Origin of the sequence: Chlorobium sp. (genome assembly GCF_049593655.1) — a bacterium.
Taxonomy (GTDB): Bacteria; Bacteroidota; Chlorobiia; order Chlorobiales; family Chlorobiaceae; genus Chlorobium.
On record NZ_JBAWHG010000048.1, the window covers coordinates 100,153 to 121,619 of the forward strand.

At 55.7% G+C, this 21,467-nt stretch carries 18 protein-coding genes; 10 read left to right on the plus strand and 8 right to left on the minus strand.

The window, feature by feature from the left end:
• Positions 1-12 precede the first annotated feature (12 nt).
• From WBP50_RS08485 to WBP50_RS08495, 3 genes are all read right to left on the minus strand, one after another.
• Entirely contained in the window at positions 13-1,746 is a 1,734-nt protein-coding gene (locus WBP50_RS08485) for a phospholipase D-like domain-containing protein (protein ID WP_423933388.1), read from the minus strand.
• A gap of 50 nt (positions 1,747-1,796) precedes the next feature.
• A complete protein-coding gene (locus tag WBP50_RS08490; protein WP_423933391.1) occupies positions 1,797-3,146 on the minus strand; it encodes a GNAT family N-acetyltransferase in 1,350 nt (449 codons plus the stop codon).
• Positions 3,147-3,222: 76 nt separating this feature from the next.
• Positions 3,223-5,208 (minus strand): hypothetical protein, encoded by a 1,986-nt coding sequence (locus tag WBP50_RS08495; protein ID WP_423933393.1) that lies wholly within the window; start codon positions 5,206-5,208, stop codon positions 3,223-3,225.
• 65 nt (positions 5,209-5,273) lie between these two features.
• Here WBP50_RS08495 and WBP50_RS08500 point away from each other — a divergent pair, with 65 nt between their 5' ends.
• The 5 genes from WBP50_RS08500 (at position 5,274) to WBP50_RS08520 (ending at position 10,343) form a co-directional block, all read left to right on the plus strand.
• Entirely contained in the window at positions 5,274-5,642 is a 369-nt protein-coding gene (locus WBP50_RS08500) for a hypothetical protein (RefSeq protein ID WP_423933396.1), read from the plus strand.
• Entirely contained in the window at positions 5,596-6,837 is a 1,242-nt protein-coding gene (locus tag WBP50_RS08505; RefSeq protein ID WP_423933399.1) for a DUF937 domain-containing protein, read from the plus strand. Before WBP50_RS08500 ends, WBP50_RS08505 begins: the two co-directional genes overlap by 47 nt.
• Before the next feature lie 78 nt (positions 6,838-6,915).
• Positions 6,916-8,622, plus strand: a complete 1,707-nt coding sequence (locus WBP50_RS08510) for a 2-oxoacid:acceptor oxidoreductase subunit alpha (RefSeq protein ID WP_423933402.1) — start codon at positions 6,916-6,918, stop codon at positions 8,620-8,622.
• 1 nt (position 8,623) lies between these two features.
• Complete coding sequence (locus tag WBP50_RS08515; protein ID WP_423933403.1) at positions 8,624-9,493, plus strand: thiamine pyrophosphate-dependent enzyme; 870 nt, start codon at positions 8,624-8,626, stop codon at positions 9,491-9,493.
• A gap of 106 nt (positions 9,494-9,599) precedes the next feature.
• Entirely contained in the window at positions 9,600-10,343 is a 744-nt protein-coding gene (locus tag WBP50_RS08520) for a hypothetical protein (protein ID WP_423933405.1), read from the plus strand.
• A gap of 62 nt (positions 10,344-10,405) precedes the next feature.
• On the opposite strand, the gene WBP50_RS08525 is transcribed toward WBP50_RS08520, so the two are convergent.
• Positions 10,406-10,747 (minus strand): c-type cytochrome, encoded by a 342-nt coding sequence (locus tag WBP50_RS08525; protein WP_423933408.1) that lies wholly within the window; start codon positions 10,745-10,747, stop codon positions 10,406-10,408.
• A gap of 525 nt (positions 10,748-11,272) precedes the next feature.
• Between WBP50_RS08525 and WBP50_RS08530 the strand changes: the two genes are divergently transcribed.
• Complete coding sequence (locus tag WBP50_RS08530) at positions 11,273-12,670, plus strand: SAM-dependent methyltransferase (RefSeq protein WP_423933410.1); 1,398 nt, start codon at positions 11,273-11,275, stop codon at positions 12,668-12,670.
• 5 nt (positions 12,671-12,675) lie between these two features.
• The gene (locus WBP50_RS08535; RefSeq protein WP_423933413.1) at positions 12,676-15,153 is read left to right on the plus strand and encodes an ATP-binding response regulator; all 2,478 of its coding nucleotides are present in this window, start codon (positions 12,676-12,678) and stop codon (positions 15,151-15,153) included.
• A 32-nt stretch (positions 15,154-15,185) separates the two neighbouring features.
• Here the strand turns inward: WBP50_RS08535 and WBP50_RS08540 are convergent, their stop codons facing one another.
• Both WBP50_RS08540 and WBP50_RS08545 read right to left on the minus strand, forming a co-directional pair.
• Entirely contained in the window at positions 15,186-15,875 is a 690-nt protein-coding gene (locus tag WBP50_RS08540; protein ID WP_423933416.1) for a class I SAM-dependent methyltransferase, read from the minus strand.
• Positions 15,876-15,943: 68 nt separating this feature from the next.
• A complete protein-coding gene (locus WBP50_RS08545) occupies positions 15,944-17,053 on the minus strand; it encodes a UDP-N-acetyl glucosamine 2-epimerase (protein ID WP_423933419.1) in 1,110 nt (369 codons plus the stop codon).
• 143 nt (positions 17,054-17,196) lie between these two features.
• Here WBP50_RS08545 and WBP50_RS08550 point away from each other — a divergent pair, with 143 nt between their 5' ends.
• Positions 17,197-18,120, plus strand: coding sequence for an LptA/OstA family protein (locus tag WBP50_RS08550; RefSeq protein WP_423933422.1), 924 nt, complete (start codon positions 17,197-17,199; stop codon positions 18,118-18,120).
• A gap of 74 nt (positions 18,121-18,194) precedes the next feature.
• Here WBP50_RS08550 and WBP50_RS08555 read toward each other — a convergent pair whose 3' ends face one another.
• Entirely contained in the window at positions 18,195-18,452 is a 258-nt protein-coding gene (locus WBP50_RS08555) for an FmdB family zinc ribbon protein (protein WP_423933424.1), read from the minus strand.
• Between the two features lie 246 nt (positions 18,453-18,698).
• On the opposite strand from WBP50_RS08555, the gene recO reads away from it, so the two are divergent.
• Both recO and hemL read left to right on the plus strand, forming a co-directional pair.
• Positions 18,699-19,484, plus strand: coding sequence for a DNA repair protein RecO (gene recO, locus WBP50_RS08560; protein ID WP_423933426.1), 786 nt, complete (start codon positions 18,699-18,701; stop codon positions 19,482-19,484).
• A 163-nt stretch (positions 19,485-19,647) separates the two neighbouring features.
• The gene (hemL, locus tag WBP50_RS08565) at positions 19,648-20,943 is read left to right on the plus strand and encodes a glutamate-1-semialdehyde 2,1-aminomutase (protein ID WP_423933428.1); all 1,296 of its coding nucleotides are present in this window, start codon (positions 19,648-19,650) and stop codon (positions 20,941-20,943) included.
• An 80-nt stretch (positions 20,944-21,023) separates the two neighbouring features.
• On the opposite strand, the gene WBP50_RS08570 is transcribed toward hemL, so the two are convergent.
• Entirely contained in the window at positions 21,024-21,362 is a 339-nt protein-coding gene (locus WBP50_RS08570; protein WP_423933431.1) for a DUF190 domain-containing protein, read from the minus strand.
• Between the last annotated feature and the right edge of the window lie 105 nt (positions 21,363-21,467).

A 21,467-nucleotide genomic window follows, 5' to 3' on the forward strand; every position in this document is an offset into this window, starting at 1 on the left:
GGAAATCAGGGTTCAGGCAAACAGTTCGCGATCGCGGATTTTGCGTCCGTCGCGGTAGTCTTCAGCCCACCATGGCTCTTCTCCCTGTGCCCGCGGGGGCCGTTTGAGGTTGAGCTGGCGTTTCTCCCTCTTTGCCTCCTCCTGGCATACCCGGAAATGGTAATGGTCGAAAAGCCTTATAGCTTCTACGACATAGGATACCGCTATCCGGCGATCGCGGATAAGCAAAAGGTTTTCCCCGTTCCTGGTGTCGGCAGGCTCCGAAAAATTATAGGAACCGAGATAGACCCTTGCCGAAGGTTTGTCAAAATCGATCACGAGAAATTTATGATGCATGCGGTTGCCGACTCCACCGGAAAGACCTGTCGGTTCGGACCTGAAAGGCTCGGGAACATTCCGGGTAAGCGCGGAGGGCCTTACCGGAGCGACCTTCCCGTCCGGCAGCTGAAGATCGATCCCCGAAAGACGACCCTTGACTTTTTTATCGGACATACCGTATACAAAGGTATCCGGACGCAGGGTAACTCCGGCAATGGCATCATGAACCGCTCCGGGCGTCTGGTAGAGAAACGCCAGGGAGTACAACAGGCTCGATGTCGTTGTTCCGATGTCCTCGGCAATCGTTTTCAGCAGCGCATTCCGTTTCTTGTCGTGCGGCGAAAAAGCCACTCTGGCATCGATACCCTCAAGGCCGAGGTCCATCCATTCTGACGACTCGGTTTTGCCGAACTCCTTGACGGAATCGTACCTCCAGTAGTTGTCGAAAGCTCCCAGAAACGGCCCGACTGCACCGCTGCCCCTCAGAACCACCGCATTATTGGCCTGGACGAAAAAACCCCTCCAGGTAAAATTGGTTGACCCGCATACGACTGCCTGCACCAGAGGCCCGTCCACCACGATGGTTTTGTTATGCTGGAGGTTGTTCATGTGGTGCCTTTTCACGTTTGCCTTGCCGGCGGACTTCCCGAGAAGCGCTTCCGCTGCGGACTCCGCAGAATCCGCCATGCCGTGGTGGTCGCTGTCGTCAATGATGATTTTCAGACGCCCTTTCAGCTTTTTCAGCCGGGAGACGACTTCCGGCTCGCACAGATCGTAGGCTACGACGCGAACCTGCGCATCCGGATCGGCAACCGCCTCGTCAAGTACACCGAGAATGGCTTTGCGCGCCTCGAACCCCATCCACGCCAGAGCCTCCTGCGCTTCTGCATGGGTCGGTCTGAAACGCAGTCCCTCATCGGCATTTTCGGGAAGAAGCGTCGGGAGCGTATCCGCCCCGTACCGGTCGACGAATGCCTGTGAAGAGACAAATCCCCGGGTGAAGGCCACATTGAGCAGGCCCGGAAAGGTTTCACGCCGTAATTCGATCGATGCCTCCTGCGCCTCTCCGTAACTGAGTTCACCATTGTCGTTCATGAATACCGGAGTAACCCGGTAAACGAACTCTCCGGGCATCTCCGCATTCCGGGGAAAATGCACCCAGCGGAATTTCTGGAACGGCGAAAGCCTGCTTGAAAGCGTTGCGGAAGTGACCGAGCCGTGCTCATCGGAAAAGGCTATCCGGTTTTTCAACGCAAAGAACCTGTCCCCTCCCGGCTCCCTGTACTCAATGGCAAATCCTGAAAAATCCCTGGGGGGAGCAGCGGTCTTCCAGTTCATGCCAAGCAGCAGCATACCCTCACCCCGGTGCAGCTTGAGCGTGAAAAGCGCCCGAGGATTCTTTCCGATAACCTGAAACTCGGCAGCCATATCATCCTCCCTGTTTTATAACATGGAACGTAACCGGAAAAGGCCTGAACCTACAGGCCCATCATCTGCCGCGTCTGCGCGACCGTTGCTACGGGCCGCTGCAGCTCATCGGCAATGCGGACGACCCTCCGGACAAGGCTTTCGTTGGAAGCCGGAACCTCCTTGGCGTAATCGTAATAGATGGAATCCTCTATACCCACCCGCACATGGCCCCCGGCAACAATTGCTGCGGCGTTCATGGGGAGCTGGAACTGGCCGAGGCCGGCTCCTGCCCAGATTGCATTATCCGGAAGAGCCTGTACCATCGCGGCAAGATTTGCAATGGTCGCCGGCATGGTGTTGATATTGCCGAGAAGCAGATTGAAATATTTCCTTCCCGAAATCAGGCGGTTGCGCTCGAGATATTTCGCGAGATTGATCATTCCCGCATCGAACACCTCTATTTCCGGCTTGATATCCTGTTCCTGCATGGCCATGGCCAGCCGTTCGACAATTTCAATCGAATTGACGCTGGGGCCGGTGAAAAAATTCAGGGAGCCGAGCGTCAGGCTCGCCATATCCGGCTTGGCATCGCCACTCAGATAGAGAACCTCCGCCCGCTGCTCGAACTCCCGCCAGTTTCTGCCCGATGTCGTCACACAGCAAACCATCCCCGGACGTTCTTTTCTGACGGCTGAAATAATTTTTTCGTACAGCTTCGCATCGGGAGTGGGTTCGCCCGCTGCGTCTCTTGCATGCAGATGGACAACCCTTGCACCGGCATCGAACACCCGGATGGCATCCGCTATAATCTCGTCAGGATGCACCGGCACATGCGGATTGCTGAATTTCGTCGGCACCATTCCGGTCAGGCAGGCATTGATGATCAGCGGAGGGTAGGGCGAAAGCGGATGGGCGTCGTTCAGAGCCATATATGATTTGCGGTACTCTTCATGCCCCCCTCTCGAACGCATGTACTCCATGAGATCCATCTCGAGCGTCGTCCAGTGATCGACATCGGAAAGACTGAAATCGCATAGTTTCTTCAAGGTTCCTATCTGGCGGTAACCGTAATGCTTTTTGTACCAGAGTATGGTTTCCTGTCTGTCTGCGTTCGTAACGACCCTCCTGACGCCGGCACCGAACATCTCCTCAAGTCGGGCATTCTGCAATGCCCGGCCGATGCCCATGCCTGAAAACTCCGGCCTTATGCCCAGAAGCGTTGTCTTTCCCTCGGTCGCCGACAGAAGCCTGTAGCCCGCCGCACCGGCAAGCTTGCCGGACATCCGGGCCACAAAAAAACATGAAATGTCAAGATCCTCCATCTCTACAGAGGGAACATGGTGCATGTTCCAGGGCTTCATGACATCCAGAATCATGGCGTAATCATCGGGAATCGCCTTTTCGATTGTATAATTCATATTTCGAAGAATTTATCGGTTTGTTCAGCGGTCGTTCACCGCTGCGGCTGTGCTGGCAAAAAAATCACGGCCCCCGTCAGGTCTGGAGAGCCTCCCCGGAGCGATGTCTCGAGTCGGCATGCATCAATGCTGCGGCAATGGTTTCGGCGGCCCGACTTTTTTCGACCGGTTCGTTGCGCACCGCTTCAGGCAGTTTCCCGAACAGTTCCGGACTATCCAGGCCGGATCCGGTAACGACAATAACCCTGCCGTCGCAACAGGGGGAAAGCGCGGCGAAAAAGTCACGCAGAAGCCGTTCCCGGGGAATCCGCTGTTCCTCCCCGGTCAGGGTAATATGCGAACCGGCGAAAACAAGCATGTCGTATCGGTCAAACGGCAGGCCTCTGCGCAGAACAGCGGTATCGGTTATGCAGAGAACCACAGCATCGACGTTGTTATCCCCTGTCAGTATCATTCCTGCTGTGTAGGAATCGGGAGTCCCTGCCGTGACGCAATGCCCTCCGATGATAACGCCTCCGGAATCAGCTCTTCCCGTTCTGAAACCCGCATCATCCAGGCGTCCGGCAACTGCTTCGCCGATATCCCATTCCGGAGAAGCGCCGACAACAACAACAGCGGGAACCCGGCCGGAACCCTGAACCAGTTTCCTGAGAAGCTCGGCATAGAGATGCGGAGCCGTTGTTTCGCCTAAATTCGGCTGCCCGTTCACTTCGCAGACAACGGCTCCGGTTTCAAGCCAGGATCGGCTTATATCGGGAATCAGCAGATCGACGCCTGCCAAGTCGAGCCGCAATGCGGCAGCGGCACGAACCGCAAGAAGGGCGTTGTCCGGGTGCACCTGCTCAAAAACGGAACAGGGCATGCCTCCGCATGCTACGTTGGCGGCTCTTCTGAGTCGCACGAACACTCCTGTGCCGGGCACGCTCTCCATCCCCAAACCCGCTCTCGAAAGCAGCAAGGACGACTCTTCATCCGGTATAATCCGCTTGAGCGGCGCGTGAGGGCCCTCCCCCCGTCGGGGATCGCTGTTGAGGCGCTCTATCAGAGCCGCAACGGTACTCGATCCGTCGCCCGTCACGCCTCCAGGAATCCGCTCTATCGCCCAGACCAGTTCGCCCTGAAACACCGTCAGCCGATAGTCCCTTCCCTCAACATGCTTCTCCACCAGAATATTTTTCGATTTCCGCTGAGCGGCGGAAAATGCCCGTCTGACTTCATCGGGAGAAGTCAATCCGGCAAAAACGGCCACCCCGCCGTCGAGATCCGACGGCTTGACCACAACAGGAAAACCAAGATCGTCTGCCACCTTCAGGGCCATGGCGACGTCCGGAACCAGTCTGTGCGCCGGCACAGGAATTCCCGCCCCACGCAATACATCCGAGGCCAGCAGCTTGTTGCGGGCAAAGTGGGCGGCGATCTGCGGGGTCTTGTCGGTGAAGGTACTGTCGAGCAATCGCGCCCTGGAACCGTAACCGAACTGATAGACCTCTCCGGCTACTTCACGGCAGGGTAACCCCATTGCAAAGGCCGCTTTTAAAAACCGGGGAGTGTTCGAACGGCCGGGAACCGTCTTTGCAAGGAGCTTTATACGGTCCGGCAATCCCCTGAGCGCTGCGCTGAGCGCCCTGTCGGAGCCTGCCGAGTTGAACATCTCGATCAGCCAGGACAAAACCTGTCCGGTTACTGTATGCATTCGTAAAACCGCAGGAACGGCGACCACGAGGGTACGGGTTGCGGCATGCCTTGCAATGATCTTTCCCTGCTCAAGCATAGGAACTCCTGCTGCCTGCTGCAGACGCATCATCCAGTAGAGCAGGGTGTCGGCGGCAGCCTCGGAATCCGCATGAATCGACGCCGGTTTCAGGGGATGGCGCACAATGGAGTCATCCGGCAGAAGAGCGGAAAGTCCGTGACCTGCCCTCATCACCCGTTCCAGAGCGATGTCCTCTTCTATCAGCAGAGGAACCGCCAGTGATGACTGGCGCAAGCCGTACAATGAACCGGCTATCACCCATGGGTGGCCGGTTATCCTGAATGCGGGGGTGTTCTCTGCTCCTGTCAAGCCGCTGTTTTTTTCCAGTTTGTAACATGATTGCCGCGACAGCATAAAATACACATTTTGCATGCATGAAAACAATGCCGGAATCCTTCGGGATTGTACCGCCAGAAGCCGCCCCGATCGAAAAACGCCCCTTTTTTGCCAACCTGACATTACCGGAAATCAAAAAATCGGGCTACATTATATTTACTGTAGCAGATATCCCCCGAGCCGGACAACACCGGCAGGGCTCCCGTCGTCATGAGCATGCCTGTTGTACTTCGCTCGTCAGAAACATATCGCGCCTGCAGCAATCGGCTTTCCTGCCGTATCGTGAGGCCGTGATCAGTACGCCGTCATCATTTCCTGTCTTATCGTTTACAAAAAAAACTTCAACAGGAGGAAACCGCTATGGCAGTGAATCTTTTGGATATCGTCACCAAAGAGCTGTCCGGTGAAAACGCCGGAAAAATAGCAGCCTTTTTAGGCGAAAGCAGTTCCAGCGTCACAGGCAGCATCGGCCCCGCTGCTGCGTCGGTAATAGCCGGTCTCATGAGCAGGGCGTCGGCTCATGACGGTGCGCAGGACATTTTCAGCCGTATCAACAGCGGCGGGTACACCGGTGATTTCCTGAAGCGCTTCAGCGGCATGCTTGCCGGAAAAAGCGGCACCGACGATCTGCTCAAGACTGGCAGTGATCTGCTGTCGTTTCTGTTCGGCAGCAAACTCGGCAATCTGGAAACGGTTGTTTCATCGGCGACCGGCCTGGCGAAAGGATCTTCGTCGTCCATGCTCGCCATGCTTGCGCCGCTCATCATGGGAATACTCGGCAAGCAGACTGCAGACGAAAATCTCGATTCCGCAGGCGTGGTGAAACTGCTGGATTCCCAGAAAGATTTTGTTCAGAGCGCCGCACCTGCAGCTCTGTCAAACGTTCTCGGACTGGCAAGCCTCTCACAGCTTGGCGGTTTGCCGCCATCGGCGCCGATCGGCATTCCCGGGAACATCCCTGCGTTCCTCAAAGGACTCTGGCCGTTCCTGCTCGGGATAGCGGCAATCCTGCTGCTCCTGAAAACCTGTAATCAAACGCCTGTGAAGGAAACGCCTCCTCCTGCAGCCATTGCTGTCCCCGATACCACGGCGGCAGCTCCGGATACCGCTGCAGTCGCAGCACCTGACTCTGCAAATGCGCTCGGCGCCTTCGCCGAATACGAATTGCCGAACGGAGTAAAGCTCAACATTCCGGAGTTCGGGATAGAACGGAAGCTGATCGCCTTCATCGAGGATGCGACAAAACCGGCAGACAAGGAGACCTGGTTCTCGTTCGACCGCCTTGTGTTCGATACCGGCAAGGCGACGCTGAAGCCGGAATCGCAGGAACAGATCAACAACATCAACGAAATCCTCAAGGCATTCCCTGCGGTCACGCTGAAATTCGGCGGCTATACGGACAATGCGGGTAACCCGCAGGCCAACCTGAAGTTGTCACAGGAGCGGGCGGAAGCCGTCATGGCAGAGATCGTGAAACTCGGCATCGACAAGGCCAGACTGGCCGCCGAGGGCTACGGGGACCAGCACCCTGTTGCGGACAACGCAACCGAGGAGGGACGGCAGAAGAACCGGAGGGTCGATTGCCGGGTCGCGAAAAAATGAACGGATCGGACTGGATTTCTGTTCTTTTTTCAATTGCCCCCCGGATATGCCGGGGGGTGCAATCGAACGATCAGAAGCATGCGGCACTACTCAAGCGATATTTCGATTGTTTTCGGAGGCGGTGCCGGTCAGGGGATCCAGACCATAGCATTGACTCTGGTGAATGTGCTCAAGCGGAGCCGTTGCCATGTGTTTGCCTGCACTGAATTCATGTCCCGCGTCAGGGGAGGCAGCAACTCGACCCAGGTGCGCATCACCGGCAAGAAAAGGCATGCCTATGTTAACCGGATCGATTTTCTTTTTGCACTCAACGCCGATGCGATCGAACACCTGAAAACACGGATCGCACCGACGACCATGGTGTTTGCCGATAAAAACCAGGTAGAGAGCGCCGATCCGGGTCACCTGGTGGACACGCCAATCACCGCGTTTGCCAGACAGGCCGGTAACCCGATCTATTCCAGTACCGCGGCCGTCGCCGTGGCACTCGGTCTTCTGGGTATCCCTCAGGGCGGGCTCGATAACTATCTTCGCGAAATTTTTGCCGACAAGGGTGAATCGGTCGTTGCCGACAATATCGAAGCCGCCCGGCTCGGATACGCTTTCGGACGTGAGACCGCTTTGCGCGAAGAGATCGAGGTCGAAATCGCCGTTGAACCGGAAAAAAACCGGCCAAAGGAGTTGCTTCTCGACGGCACCGCCGCCGTGGGAATCGGCGCCGTTGCCGCCGGATGCACCTTCATCTCCTCCTACCCCATGTCTCCCGGCACCGGAGTGCTGACCTTTCTGGCCCAGAGATCCCACGAGTTCAGCATTGTAGTGGATCAGGCCGAGGACGAAATAGCCGCCATCAACACGGCACTTGGAGCCTCATACGCCGGAGCGCGGGCGATCGTGACCACCTCCGGGGGTGGATTTGCGCTCATGGAGGAAGGAATAAGTCTTGCCGGCATGACCGAGGTGCCGCTTGTGGTGCACCTCGGTCAGCGACCGGGTCCGGCAACCGGCATGCCCACCCGCACGGAGCAGGGCGATCTCAGCCTGGTGCTCCATGCCGGACACGGCGAATTCCCCAGGGTGATCCTGGCGCCAGGCACCTTTGCCGAAGCGATACTGCTGACCCAGCGAGCCTTTCAGCTCGCCGATCGCTACCAGTTGACGGTATTCGTGCTTACCGACCAGTTTTTCCTCGACTCGGCAGGCACGGTGCCGGAATCCGCCGTCAGAAAAGAACCCATCGAACGCCATATCGTCGAAACGGACGAAGAGTACATGCGTTACCGCTTTACCCCTGACGGACTTTCTCCGAGAGGCGTGCCCGGCTACGGAAAGGGAATCGTAAAGTGCGATTCCCATGAACACGACGAAACGGGACATCTCACCGAAAACTTCGAAACCCGCCGCCGCATGGTTGAAAAAAGGCTCCGGCGCATAAACACCCTCGCGGAGGAATCCCTGATGCCGGAACTGGTCGGAGGATCGGCGGATGCGCCGAACATCGTTGTAGCCTGGGGATCGAACCGGGGCGTGCTGGAGGAATCGCTCGACACGCTGCAGCGCGCCGATCTGGCCGGGCTGCACTTTTCCCAGCTCTATCCCATCAATCCCTCTGTCGCTGCCCTTCTGAAAGGCAAAATCGTCACCGTGCTCGAAAACAACGCATCAGGACAGTTCGCCGATCTTCTGCATCGGGAGCTCGCCGTAAGCACGGCACACAGAATTCTTAAATGGACCGGCGAACCGTTTTCGGTTGAAGAGGTCGTCGAAGCACTCAGGGAGATTTGAGATGAAAACCCCGTCGCCAGCGAAGCCGAACCCGTTCGACATGCCCAATAAAGAGATGGGCTGGTGCCCTGGATGCGGCAACTACAAACTGCTCGATGCACTCAAGGGTGCGCTCATCGAGCTGGGCATCGACCGCCGCAATCTGGTCGTCGTATCGGGCATCGGACAGGGAGCCAAAACACCGCAGTACCTCAATACGAACATGTTCAACGGCCTGCACGGCCGCTCACTTCCTGCGGCTCTCGGCATAAGGCTTTCGAACCGGAATCTGACGGTCATCGCCGAATCCGGAGACGGGTGCATGTACGGAGAGGGGGGCAACCACTTTCTGCACGCCATACGCCGTAACTGCGACATGACACTGATCGTGCACGACAACATGATTTACGGACTCACCAAGGGGCAGGCATCACCCACCTCCCTGCCGGGCATGAAAACACCCGTGCAGATAGACGGCGTCATGCTCGAACCCTTCAATCCTCTGGCGGTCTCGCTGGCGCTGAACGCGCCGTTCGTCGCCAGAGCAAGTGCCGGGGATGAAGAGGAGACCAAAGAGATCATCAAGCAGGCAATATCCTTCAGGGGATTTGCCGTGGTGGATGTGTTCCAGCCCTGCGTGGTGTTCAACAGGCTCAACACCTACCAGTGGTTCCGGGAAAACACCTACTACCTTCCGGGAGATTACGACCCTGCCGACCGCATGCAGGCCTTCGCGAAAGCCGTCGAAACCGAAAAACTGCCTCTCGGCGTCATTTTCCGCGAGGAAGGACGTCCGGTATATGAAGACCTGCTCGGCATCGGCAACACCCCTCTCCGGTCTCAGGAGTTCCGGGAGGAGGCTTTCGAAAAAATGATTGCCGAATACCGCTGAGAAACCCGCCCGCTGGGGCGGTGCATCTTATCATCGGGCATAGGCCACGGCTGCAGCGCATTTCCGTCCGAAGGCTGTCACAACAAACAAACGTGAGTGATTCGACATGAAAACAATTGTTGCCATAACGGCACTGGCATGCATCAGCATCCTGCCGACGCCAGGAGCCGGTGCGGCATCGCAGGACAAACGCACCGAACAGGTACGGTTTGCCGGAAACGCCGCATCGACGATCATCAGGGGAAAACTGAAGGGCTATCAGTACATCGATTACCGGCTGGAGGCGAAAGCAGGCCAGACGCTTGCCGTAACCATAACGACAACCAATCCGCAGAACTGCTTCAACGTCAACCCGCCGGAGAGCGAGCAGTCGATGTTCGTCGGAAGTACTTCCGGAAACAGCTTCAGGGGCATGCTTCCCGACGACGGCAGCTACACCGTCCGCGTCTATCTGATGCGCGCAGCGGCGCGACGCAACGAATCGGGCAGCTTTACGCTGAAAATCGGGGTGACAGGCAAACCCCTTGCGGCCCTTTCCGCAAAGGAGGATGCGCTCATTTCCGGCACACCGTTCCACGCCTCGGCCACAATCGTCGCACGCCATCCCTTCGACCCTAAGGCTGTTTCCTGCGAGGCTTTCGTCATCCGCAGGGGAACCGACGGAACCGCCACCGTAGAGACCCGTTTCGCGGGCGGCATGAAACGGAAGATCCTTTTCGTGAAGGGCATACCTGCAGCCTCCGATGCGCCCGATCCGGTAACCTACACGAAAAAGGGCGATCTCAACACCATCAGCCTTGGGGACGACGAGCGGTATGAGATACCCGATGTTCTCGTCTTCGGAGACTGAGCGAAATACCGGACAGGAAATGAACGGGAAACAGCGCCGCTTTACGGGTGCTCAGGCCAATGTCAGTAACCGGAAACAGGCGACTTCAGCGACCTGACATAGAGAACGAGCGACCGCATCTCCATCGAATCCAGAGGCAAAGCCTTTCCCTTCAACTGCCCTGTAATGCAAATGTTGATGGTTTCGGCGAGCTTCGGATTCTTCCATGCATACTCAAGACCCTTTCCCGAAGGGTGACAGCCGTTACAGCTCATTGAATTGGTCGAACCGCCCAAAGCGGGGTCGTTGAAGAGTTTTTTGCCGCGGGCGGCCGAAGGCGTATCGGCAGCCATTGCGCTGCCGAAAAAAGCCCCCGTGGCAGTTACGAGCATCAGGGCGCTCGCGCTTCGCAGTATAGGGTTCATGATGAAAAGATTTATGTCCGCAATCCGGAATGAAGGGACTCCATGGGCAATCTCCTTCCCTTCCGTTTTTCCAACCTGAAATGCCTTTACCTGGTTCCAGGCATTTCAGCTGCAGCGTAAAACATTCAAAAAAACCGTTCATTGCAGCAGCATCCACAACCGGCACCGATCTGTCTATTCCCCGCACCTTCACATGACGCCGTATTTTAAAGCCCTCTCAAATGACCTTTTTTTAACAGGATACTCACCATTCTTTTCAAAAAAGATCGTTACCTTTTATTAGTTGACAACCGTCGTCGTAACCCTCTCCCGCTGTTTCTGTTTTTTTCGGCTTGAGTATCAAAAACAGCTGAGAAGTGCAGGGGTTACATCGACCCATGATTTTTCACTGTCCCCGAATACCTCAGCATCAGAATGGAATCCCCGGCCTTGCAGGGACGGCGAAGATTCCCGCCTGACCGAAGTATGGGTACAAAATGTCAGGCCATTTCAACGCACCCCGATTCAAATAAGTACCGATAAACCATGAGTCTTTACTTTAATACCTCGTTCCTTCTGCATTCGATCGATGCATGGGAACAGGATCGCAAAGAGCGCTTCAATCTTGCAGCTCTTACGGATTCCTTTCATGAATCCGTTCCCGTACTCGACTTTATCGACTGGAAAATCACGGCCGTTGAACGTGGCTATACGGAAACAGTGCTCCCGCTCAACCCCAACTCTTCCAATCAGTATATCACCCATCAGGCAGCCCTGATGCTGCTTGCCGCCGATTACACCGGAGGCATCGCCCTGGCGTCACTGTTCCATATGATCCCGATTATCGGTTTTGTCCCGTCTACCGATGACAACGCCGCCTATATGTGGGGAGCAAAAGCAGCCATTCAGTGGTTTGCACCCAGCTGCCACAATCTTACCTGCAAAGCATCGATAGACAAGAGCAAGTGGGAAATGCTGGCAAAAAGATATGCGGAGAGCAAAAGAGTCATAACCACCGTTCCGATAATGATGTACAACGGGGAGAAGCTCGTTGCCCAGGCTGATTTCACCTACTGGGCACAGGACATCAACGGCATGAAAAGAAACGCCTTCGATGTGGAAAAAATCAATGTACTCTACGAACACAAAACGAAAACAACAGCGAAGCTCATTGTCGGGCTGCGTGCCATGGAACAGGAAAAACCCGTCGAGGAACGGCGCTTTGACGACCCGTACGCCTTCATGCTTGCCGGCAAACAGGGCATTACCCTTGCAAGGCGATTCAGCATGGACACTCCGTATCTGCAAAACATGGTGACCGCCAGAACGCTCCATCTCGATGCTGCCATCATACAATTTGCACAGGAGAAACCGGCATGCAATGTCGTCAATATCGGTGCCGGCTACGACAGCAGGTTCTGGCGACTGAATGTCGAGAACGCGACCATTTACGAACTCGACCTGCCGATCATGCTGAACGAAAGAAAAAGGATTTTCGATTACAGCAAAAAAAACACCATACGCAACATCGACATCGACCTTACGCTCCGGCCGATAGACGATGCGCTGCGGCAAACGGAGGATTTCGATCATGAACTGCCGACGTTTTTCATCTGGGAGGGCGGGTCGATGTATTTCCGGCCTGAGGAGATCGATTTCATCCTCACCTCAATCACAAGGATGATGACACAGGATTCCTGTTTCTGGTTCGACTATGTTTCGGAGGATCTTGTCGAGGACGGCACGGGCGTGAAAGCTGCTGAAGACTTTATGAGAAACATGCGCAAAATGGGAGAACCGTTCGTCAATGGGTACAACGATATCGGAGCGCTTGCAGAAAAATACCACCTCGCCCTGGAGCAGAATATCGATTCCGGAGCCGTACTGGATATTCAGGAGGATATTTACGACCATTACCGCTTCTGTATTCTGAAGGGAAAATAACACTCATGACCTCCCGACATACCCCGACATCGTCTCTCCTGAAAAAAGGAGTGGATTTTCTGCGCAAGGATTACGACCGCAACGAGTTCACCATCGAGATGTCCCGATATGTCGGCTTCTGGGCTCACCCTCTTTACTATCTGATATGGACGGCAATCCTGCCGCAACCTTTTGAATCTCCCGCCTTGCGGTTCTCCTCCGCGATCGCCTTTATTCCTCTGTTTTTCGCCAAGCGCTACCCCGTCCGCCTGAAGCCCTGGGTGAACCTCTACTGGTATCTGTGGCTGACCCTCACGCTGCCGGTAGTCTTTACCTATTTGACGCTGATGAACAACTTTTCGGGCATGTGGCTGATATGCGAAACCATGATGCTGCTGGTTTTTATCATCTTTATCCCGAACTATTTTCTTCTGACGTTTCTGCTTGCAAGCGGTATTGCAATCGCCTATGCCGGTTTTTTTCTCTCCACCGGAACCCACCTGGCAATAACCACTGAAATCATTGAATACCTGCTTCCCCTGCCCATGGCTATTCTGCTTGGGTTGTTGTCGGGCTTCACCATAAAACAGGGGGAAATGGCCCAGGAGAGAAACCGTGTTCTGCAATCTCTGGCAGGCAGCATCGCGCATGAGATGCGCAACCCTCTCGGTCAAATCCGCCACTGTCTGAACAGCATCCAGAACCAGCTACCGATCTTTCACCAGGAACAGCGCGCCGAGCAGCTGAAAAAGGAGGAGCTCGACACGCTCTACGACAAGGTGGCGCACGGCCAGATGGCCGTAAAACGCGGGATCCAGGTGGTCGACATGGTTCTCGGTGAAATCCGCGAAAAACCTGTCGATCCGGAGAGTTTCGCCTATCTTTCCGCAGAAAGGGTCATCCGCAAGGCGCTCGACGAGTATGGCTATGAATCGGAACATGAACGGAAACGCGTTCATCTGGATACCGGCGAAACCTTTATCTTCCGTATCAATGAAACGCTTTTTGTTTTTGTCCTTTTCAACCTGCTGAAGAATGCGCTCTTCTATCTCAAAAGCCATCCCGAGAGCGAAATCACGGTTCGTCTGAAAAAGGAGGCGCAGTTCAACTATCTCTTTTTTCGCGATACCGGACCGGGAATTTCAAAAGATGATCTTCCGCACATCTTCGAAAGTTTTCACACCAAAGGAAAAAGCAACGGCACCGGGCTCGGTCTGGCATACTGCAAGCGGGTAATGAAGGCTTTCGGCGGAAACATCCGCTGCGATTCCGTACACGGGAAATACACGGAGTTCACCCTGCTTTTCCCGTCTGTGGAGAGTGGCACGCTGGATGAGTACAATGCCCGCACGATCGCCGATGCATTGCCCGATTTTCAGGGAAAAAGGCTTTTGCTTGTCGACGACGAAGCCATCTATCGCATGACGGTCAGAAAGTATCTGCTCCCGCTGCATGTCGACATCCACGAAGCCGCAAATGGCAGGGAGGCGCTGGCCCTTGCTGCCGGAAACCGTTATGATCTCATCATCATGGACCTGAACATGCCCCTGATGAACGGCTACGAAGCGGTCGAAAGAATGCGACGCGGAGAAGCGGGCGTCGCAGCTTGCGCAACTCCGGTGATCGCGCACAGCGCCGAACCTGCCTATATCGCCCAGGCCAAGACCGAAAAAGCAGGAATGCAGGCGCTGATATCCAAGCCGTGCAGCCAGGCCGAATTGATCAACGCACTGCGGGCGACACTGTATGCCGTTCCATCCGGAAAGCCCCTGAGCGGTAAACTCGACGGAAAAAGAGTGCTGCTTGTCGACGATTCCGCCCTGAACCGGAACCTGCTTGCACTGAGCCTGACGGATGCGGGGCTGCTGGTAACGGTGTCTGGAAATGGAGAGGAGAGCTGGACTATCCTGCAGAAACGACAGATCGATCTGCTGATAACCGACATCCGGATGCCGGGCATGGACGGCCTCGAACTGACAAAAAGAATCCGGGCAAGTACCGATCCGTACCTGGCCAGATTGCCTGTCGTCGGCCTCAGCGGTGCGGCGGAAGAGGAAGCTGCCGCAAGAGCGGCGGGAATGGATGCATTTCGCCTCAAGACAGACAACCCGAATCTGCTGCTCGCCTCGATCGGCAAGCTCCTTGCGTCCAGGTCTGCAGCACCACCTGAAACCACAAAAGAAACGCATACCCCTTCGGCGGCAATTTCCACCTTCTATGAATTTACGCCGGAAGAGACGGAGAATCTCATAAAAATGTTTCTCCAGGAATTCGCCGATACCCCCGCACGCATGAGCAAGGCTCTTGCCGATAACGATCTCGAGAGCCTGCGCCAGCAGGCCCACAAGCTCAAAGGCAGTTCGGCCATGCTGGGGATCGAACGCCTGCGGCAGGCGGCGGAAAGCGTGGAACGAAGCTGCCGTTCCGGCATGACCGGAGACCTTGCAACACAGGTGGATCAGGTCGGCGCTGCGCTGGAGGAGTTTGCCGGGAAAACTCGCTGAGGCTAGATGAGGAATAGCCCCACGGCCACGCACTATCTGAAACACTCGATCGGCCACACGCCAAGAGCCTTGTCGGCATAGGCTCCGCCTTCCTCGCTGCACCCTTCAAGCAGCAGATGATCCGGTTCGGGAAGGGAAAAAGGAGGTTGCTGGAAATTCAGGGGCCTCCAGTTACCGATCTCGATATCGGCATTGATCCTCCAGCTCCCGGTGAAAGTCGTCATCACGACATACCGGACAGGACTTCGTGCGACATTGCGGAACACGTCCATAATGTCAGTATAGGGCAGATGTACCAGACAGTCTCGGCAGAGCAGCGCGTCACCGGCGGGAAGAGGGTCTCGGGTGAGATCGAGCACGCGGAATTCCGCATGCGGGAAAGACTCACGGAACAGGCTGCGGTTACGTTCGATCACGGCAGGCACGATGTCGCCGCCGATATAGTGTTTGAAGGGGTACCCGATACTGCTGAGCCAGAAAAAGTCGCCGCACGGGATATCGAGCAGCGTTGCAATATCGAGTTCCCGAAGCAGCGAGGGCAGCTTCCTGCGAAGCTCCGACGTAGCATCGAGCTGGGAGCCTACCCCTGAAAAGGACTCATCGCTTGCCCATAGATTGTTGCGGTAAATGTAGTCGAACACATCACGGGCACCAAGCCCGCGCAACGCGTCACGAACTTCCGCAAATCGGCGCTCGGCGATTGTCTGCGGTCGAATGGACATACAAGTTATTGCACGATAACATCAAGGTCAAAAACACATCAGGCAGTCAGCAATCCTTTATCCTGCCCCTAAAGAACCCGGCCGAGCACCTCGACGATACGAGTGGCGGCCGCGCCGTCCCATTTTTCCGGAATCTTGTTGCGCCGGGAACTGTCTGCGTGCTCTCCTGCATGCAGGATATCCTCAATACGGCTCATGATATCCTCCTCGTCTATCCCGACAAGCACATTGGTGCCGATTTCGATGGTGGCGGGACGCGCGGTGTTGTCCATCATGGTGAGACAGGGCACGTTCATGACTGTCGATTCCGCCTGCAGCTCTTCGGAATCGGTGATGAGCAGTACCGAGTCCCTCAAAAGCGCCAGCAGACCGGCATGGCCGGGATGCGCAATCATCACGAGCCCCTCCACCCTGCTGAACGCCTTGTCCAGCTTGTGCTGTTTCATGAGTTCCTCAAGCCCGGCGGCCAGAGGCACAAGAACGGTGGTCAGTCCCGACATTTTCTTCAGCAGCCTGAGGATCATTTCAAGAGGCTCCCGGGCGGCAATGGTTCCGGCAGGGTTGAGGAGCACGAGCGCATACTTTTTCGGCTGGAGACCCAGTTCCGCGGCAAGGTTTGCCCGTTCGGCCTGCTCCATCAGGGCGACAAGCGTGTCGATGGAAAGGTTACCGGAAAAAAAGACCTTTTCATCGGCAACACCTTCGTTGATCAGGTTGTACTCGCCGCTGTGCTCGCTTATGAAGTGCAGATCGGCTATGGAATCGATAAGAATACGGTTGATTTCGTCGGCATCGGAACGGTCGTGAGAACGGAGTCCCGCATCGGCAACGGCAACCGGTATACCTGACTTCGTTGCGGCGAGTGCGGCCCCGAGAGCGGCATTGTCGCTTCCGCACACCATCACGAGCACCGGCTGCTCCCGGGCGATAACGCTTTCCATGCCGGTTATAACCGAGGCAAGCTGCTGAACCGGAGATTCGTCGCCAAGGGTAACCGTGCCACACGCATCGCCGATGCCAAAACAGGTCGAAAGCTCCCGGCTGAGAGGCTCCTCGGTTTTCGAGGAGGCAAAAACAGCAAGAGGTCTGAAGGTTCCGTTTTTTTTCAGCGCATTATATAGGGGGGCAAGTAAAAGCGCTCCGGGCTTGCCGCCGGCGGCCAATAGTAATTTTTTCACAGTAAAAACAAAGCTTTGTTACATTAGGATAAAGATCTGTTCGCAAACACCCGTACAGATTTCAGAGTTTCAAGACACCTGCTTGCATTGCCGGACTGCTGTTTTCGATTGCGGTACAGGCTCCAGGAAAAACAAATGATTCAATGAGAAAAGTTTCTTCACTACCGCTGCTCACCGCTTTTCTGCTGCTTTTTATGGCGGCATCCGTCCCGGTCCCGGTTCATAATACACTGCAGGCGGAACAAAAGAAAATTATTCTCCTGAACGCCGATACCATCGAAGGTGGCGAAACCGCCACCGGCGGCACGCCGCAGCCCTTCCGTTCGGTGATCGGGAATGTGCGTTTTCAGCACGGCACCGTAACACTGACCTGCGACCGCGCCACCGACTATGAAGCGGAAAAGAAGATCACGCTCTCGGGCAACATCGTCATAACAGACAACGAGGTCGAGGTTTATGCCGAAAACGGTGTCTACTACCCCGACACGGAGCAAGCTGAACTGACGGGCAACGTCCGGGGAAGAATGCTCGACGGCAGCCTGATGGCCAAAGCAAGCAAAGCCGTGATCGAAAAAAAGAACAACCGGCTCTGGCTCTACGATGATGCCATCGCCTGGGGAAAAAACGAGCAGCTCAGCGGCGACATCATTATGGTGCATGTGAAAGAGAGCGGCGGAGCGAAAAAAAAGCAGACAATCGATGAGGTCCAGGCGCACCGGAATGCACTGCTGGCGGCAAGGGATACGCTTTCGACAAACCCCGTGCTCTACAACCAGATGAGCGGCGCGAAAATGGTGATCACCATGAACGACAACGCAAAAATCTCCGGCGTGACCGTTACCGGTCAGGCCGAAAGCCTTTTCCACCTCTACAACGAAAAGAACGAGCCCTCGGGCATCAACTATTCAAGCGGAAAGGTGATCCGGATGTTTTTCATCGACGGAAAACTCGACCGGGTGAAGGTGACCGAAAATGTCGAAGGAAAGCAGTACCCCGACTCCTACCGGGGAAACAGTAAAATCAATCTGAGAAAGTTCGTCTGGAGAGAACGGGAAAAACCGTTTTAACCGGACCAAACAAAAAAGCCTCCCCGTTCTGCGGGAAGGCTTCGAATAATAATCAGACCTTTACCAAGCAGCGCTTATTTGGCGAAAGGACAGGTACCGGAGGAACAGCCGCCGGAAGGCGCTGACGGGGTTGGGGGAGCACCCTTGCTCCCGCAGTAGTCGGTGCCGTAAAAACCGGAGCCCTTGAGCACAAAACCTCCCGATGCGCTGATCACCCGTTCCAGAGCCTCTTTCTCGCATTTGGGGCATTTTGTGAGCGCGTCGTCGGTCATCTTCTGGAATACTTCGAGTTCGTTTCCGCAGCTTGAACAACGGTACTGATATGTTGGCATTATTTCATTCCTCCTTGATTTACCGGAACCTCTCCAAACCCTCCGCCGGACTCAAAACGCCCGCGGCAATTTGCAGAGATTTCGCTTGCACGTTATACGTTATCGTTTTCTACAGTTTAACCATGAACGGACGTTGTGCGTTCCGTACACAGCTGCTGCATCGCATGCCTGTAATGGGAATTTCCGCTCCGGAGAGCGAAAGCTTTCGTATATAACTATATTTCCAAAAATAAAAAAGTTCCCGCCGTGATCGTCAAAACCCGCGCCGTGGTACTCAGAGAGATCAAGTACCGCGACCAGTCGAAGATATGTACGCTCTTCACCAGGGAGTTCGGCAAGATTACGGTAATTCTCAAGGGGGCGCGCAACCCGAAAAGCCGCCTGTCGGGGAAATTCAGCCCCGGCAGCGTGCTCGATATCGTGCTCTACAGAAAACCGAGCCGCGAGATACAACTGGTAAGCGAAGGAAGTCTGGTGCACAGCCCGCTCACCTCCGAGCCTGACATGGAAAGGTTCGCGGCCATGTACCGCATTGTGGATCTGGTAAGCAACGCGGTTGACGGCGAGGAGAAAAACCTGCCTCTTTTCGAACTTCTGGAGGGAACGCTCGAAGCGCTTTACCGAGCTGTAAACCGGTTCGATCTTCTGGTTGTCTGGTTCCTGCTTCACCAGGTTTCCATACTGGGATTCGAGCCCTCCCTTTTGCGTTGTGTGTTCAGTGGCCAGGAGGTAGCTCCTGCCGTGGAGTCCATGAGACTTTGCGAACTGCTCTTCGTGATGAATCCCGGCGGCATTGCCCTGCCCGACGCAGCCCTGCGCCGCAGTGCCGTACAGCGCACGATCTCCCCCGAAGCATACCGCCTGCTCTGCGACATTGGCACAGCCCGACTTTCGGACCTCGATGCCTTGAGAGCCGGCGAAGCCGAAACGGCGATGCTCGGCAGCCTGATCGAGGAGTACTGCTCCCTCCATCTTGAACATGCGCCGCGAAAGAGAAACCTTGCCGTTGTCGCACAAATGCTCTCGAAATAACCCCTTTGGGCTCCACGGGTTTTTATATCTGCGGGATGATTTATATCTTGGGGGATATTTTTCCTGGACGGCGCCTCAAGTAAATCTACACAGGTTCCGATAGCGGTATAATCCCGTTTCTCATTACCTTGTCTAATCTAATTTCAAAACCGAACTGCTCGACATGCCTCAGCTAACCAAATCTGCAGAGCTCTTTGAGCTTGCAAAGAAGTTCATTCCCGGCGGCGTCAACTCCCCGGTCCGTGCGTTCAAATCCGTTGGCGGAACCCCGATCTACATGGCCAAGGGTGAAGGCGCCTACATGACCGATGTTGACGGCAACACCTACCTGGATTATGTCGGGTCATGGGGCCCGTTCATTCTTGGAAGCATGCAGCCACGCGTAACCGCAGCCATCGAGTACACTCTGAGGAACATCGGCAGCAGCTTCGGCACGCCGATCGAAATGGAAATCGAAATTGCCGAGCTGCTCTCCAGAATCGTACCATCCATCGAAATGGTGCGCATGGTGAACAGCGGCACCGAGGCAACCATGTCGGCCGTGCGGCTTGCCCGCGGTTACACCGGCCGTGACAAAATCATCAAATTCGAAGGCTGCTACCACGGCCACGGCGACAGCTTCCTCATCAAGGCGGGCTCGGGCGTACTGACCCTCGGCTCCCCGGACAGCCCCGGCGTCACCAAAGGCACTGCCGCGGACACCCTGAACGCCACCTATAACGATATCGAATCGGTCAAACTGCTGGTCAACGAGAACAAGGGCGACATCGCCGCCATCATCATCGAGCCTGTTGCCGGCAACACCGGTGTCATTCCGGCAAAAAAGGAGTTCCTCGTCGCCCTGCGCGAACTGTGCGATCAGGAAGGCATCGTGCTGATTTTCGACGAAGTCATGTGCGGATTCAGAGTGGCTCTCGGCGGCGCGCAGCAGCTTTACGGCGTCACCCCCGACCTCACCACGATGGGCAAGATCATCGGCGGAGGCCTCCCTGTCGGCGCATTCGGCGGCAAGCGCAAAATCATGGAAAACGTTGCTCCGCTTGGCTCAGTCTATCAGGCCGGCACTCTTTCGGGCAACCCGCTCGCACTGACCGCAGGTCTGGAAACCCTGAAAATTCTCATGGAGGAGGATCCCTATCCGGAACTCGAACGGAAGGCGGCATTCCTCGAAGCCGGCTTCAGGGAGAACATGCAGAAGCTCGGCCTGAACTACGTGCAGAATCGCGTAGGCTCCATGGCCTGCCTCTTCTTTACCGAAACGCCTGTTGTGGACTACAAGAGCGCCATCACCGCCGATGTCGCCAAATACGGCAAGTACTTCCACTCCATGCTCGACCAGGGCATCTACCTCGCCCCGTCGCAGTTCGAAGCCATGTTCACCAGTTACGTACACTCGGACGAAGATCTGGAAAAAACCGTCAAGGCGAACTACAACGCCCTCGTCGCCGCGCACCAGTAAACGGCAAGGCGCAACTGACACAAAAAAAGGGCGGCTTAACCGGCTTCCCTTTTTTATTGCCCTCTCTTACGGCGGTATCCTCACGGAATAAAGGCAACAGCTGTCTCCTCACGCGTCACCAGCGCTTGCGCTCCTGACTCACTGAGCATCGATTCCACAACCGGCACGAAGCTTTCGATCTTTTCCGGGGTATCGACAAGCTCGACCACCATGGGCAGGTTTACGCCGAACTCAATGAGCTTGGCGGTATGCAGCTTCTGGTCATGGCCATAGGAAAGGACGCCTTTGAACACCGTAGCTCCCGCCATACCCTGCTGCATGGCTTCATGCACGATTGCCTCGTAAAGGGGGCGATGGGCAAGCTTCGCCTGTTCGCCCGTATAGATGCGGAGCCTTTCGCCGGCGCGCAGTTGCATCATGACCAGAGTTTAGCGGTTGCCATTCCAGTGTAGAGCGCAAGAAATCCGCCGGCGATGCTGCCGGCAAGGTAAAGGGTTGTATAGAACACCTGGCCGTCCCTGATG

What these genes read in the sequence shown, in the direction of transcription:
- WBP50_RS08500 (WP_423933396.1), top strand. Translation starts at nt 5,274, where the DNA reads ATGAAAACAATGCCGGAATCCTTCGGGATTGTACCGCCAGAAGCCGCC.
- WBP50_RS08555 (WP_423933424.1), bottom strand. Translation starts at nt 18,452, where the DNA reads ATGCCAACATATCAGTACCGTTGTTCAAGCTGCGGAAACGAACTCGAA.
- WBP50_RS08530 (WP_423933410.1), top strand. Translation starts at nt 11,273, where the DNA reads ATGAGTCTTTACTTTAATACCTCGTTCCTTCTGCATTCGATCGATGCA.
- WBP50_RS08540 (WP_423933416.1), bottom strand. Translation starts at nt 15,875, where the DNA reads ATGTCCATTCGACCGCAGACAATCGCCGAGCGCCGATTTGCGGAAGTT.
- WBP50_RS08520 (WP_423933405.1), top strand. Translation starts at nt 9,600, where the DNA reads ATGAAAACAATTGTTGCCATAACGGCACTGGCATGCATCAGCATCCTG.
- WBP50_RS08485 (WP_423933388.1), bottom strand. Translation starts at nt 1,746, where the DNA reads ATGGCTGCCGAGTTTCAGGTTATCGGAAAGAATCCTCGGGCGCTTTTC.
- WBP50_RS08490 (WP_423933391.1), bottom strand. Translation starts at nt 3,146, where the DNA reads ATGAATTATACAATCGAAAAGGCGATTCCCGATGATTACGCCATGATT.
- WBP50_RS08535 (WP_423933413.1), top strand. Translation starts at nt 12,676, where the DNA reads ATGACCTCCCGACATACCCCGACATCGTCTCTCCTGAAAAAAGGAGTG.
- WBP50_RS08505 (WP_423933399.1), top strand. Translation starts at nt 5,596, where the DNA reads ATGGCAGTGAATCTTTTGGATATCGTCACCAAAGAGCTGTCCGGTGAA.
- WBP50_RS08525 (WP_423933408.1), bottom strand. Translation starts at nt 10,747, where the DNA reads ATGAACCCTATACTGCGAAGCGCGAGCGCCCTGATGCTCGTAACTGCC.
- WBP50_RS08515 (WP_423933403.1), top strand. Translation starts at nt 8,624, where the DNA reads ATGAAAACCCCGTCGCCAGCGAAGCCGAACCCGTTCGACATGCCCAAT.
- WBP50_RS08510 (WP_423933402.1), top strand. Translation starts at nt 6,916, where the DNA reads ATGCGGCACTACTCAAGCGATATTTCGATTGTTTTCGGAGGCGGTGCC.
- WBP50_RS08570 (WP_423933431.1), bottom strand. Translation starts at nt 21,362, where the DNA reads ATGATGCAACTGCGCGCCGGCGAAAGGCTCCGCATCTATACGGGCGAA.
- hemL (WP_423933428.1), top strand. Translation starts at nt 19,648, where the DNA reads ATGCCTCAGCTAACCAAATCTGCAGAGCTCTTTGAGCTTGCAAAGAAG.
- WBP50_RS08550 (WP_423933422.1), top strand. Translation starts at nt 17,197, where the DNA reads ATGAGAAAAGTTTCTTCACTACCGCTGCTCACCGCTTTTCTGCTGCTT.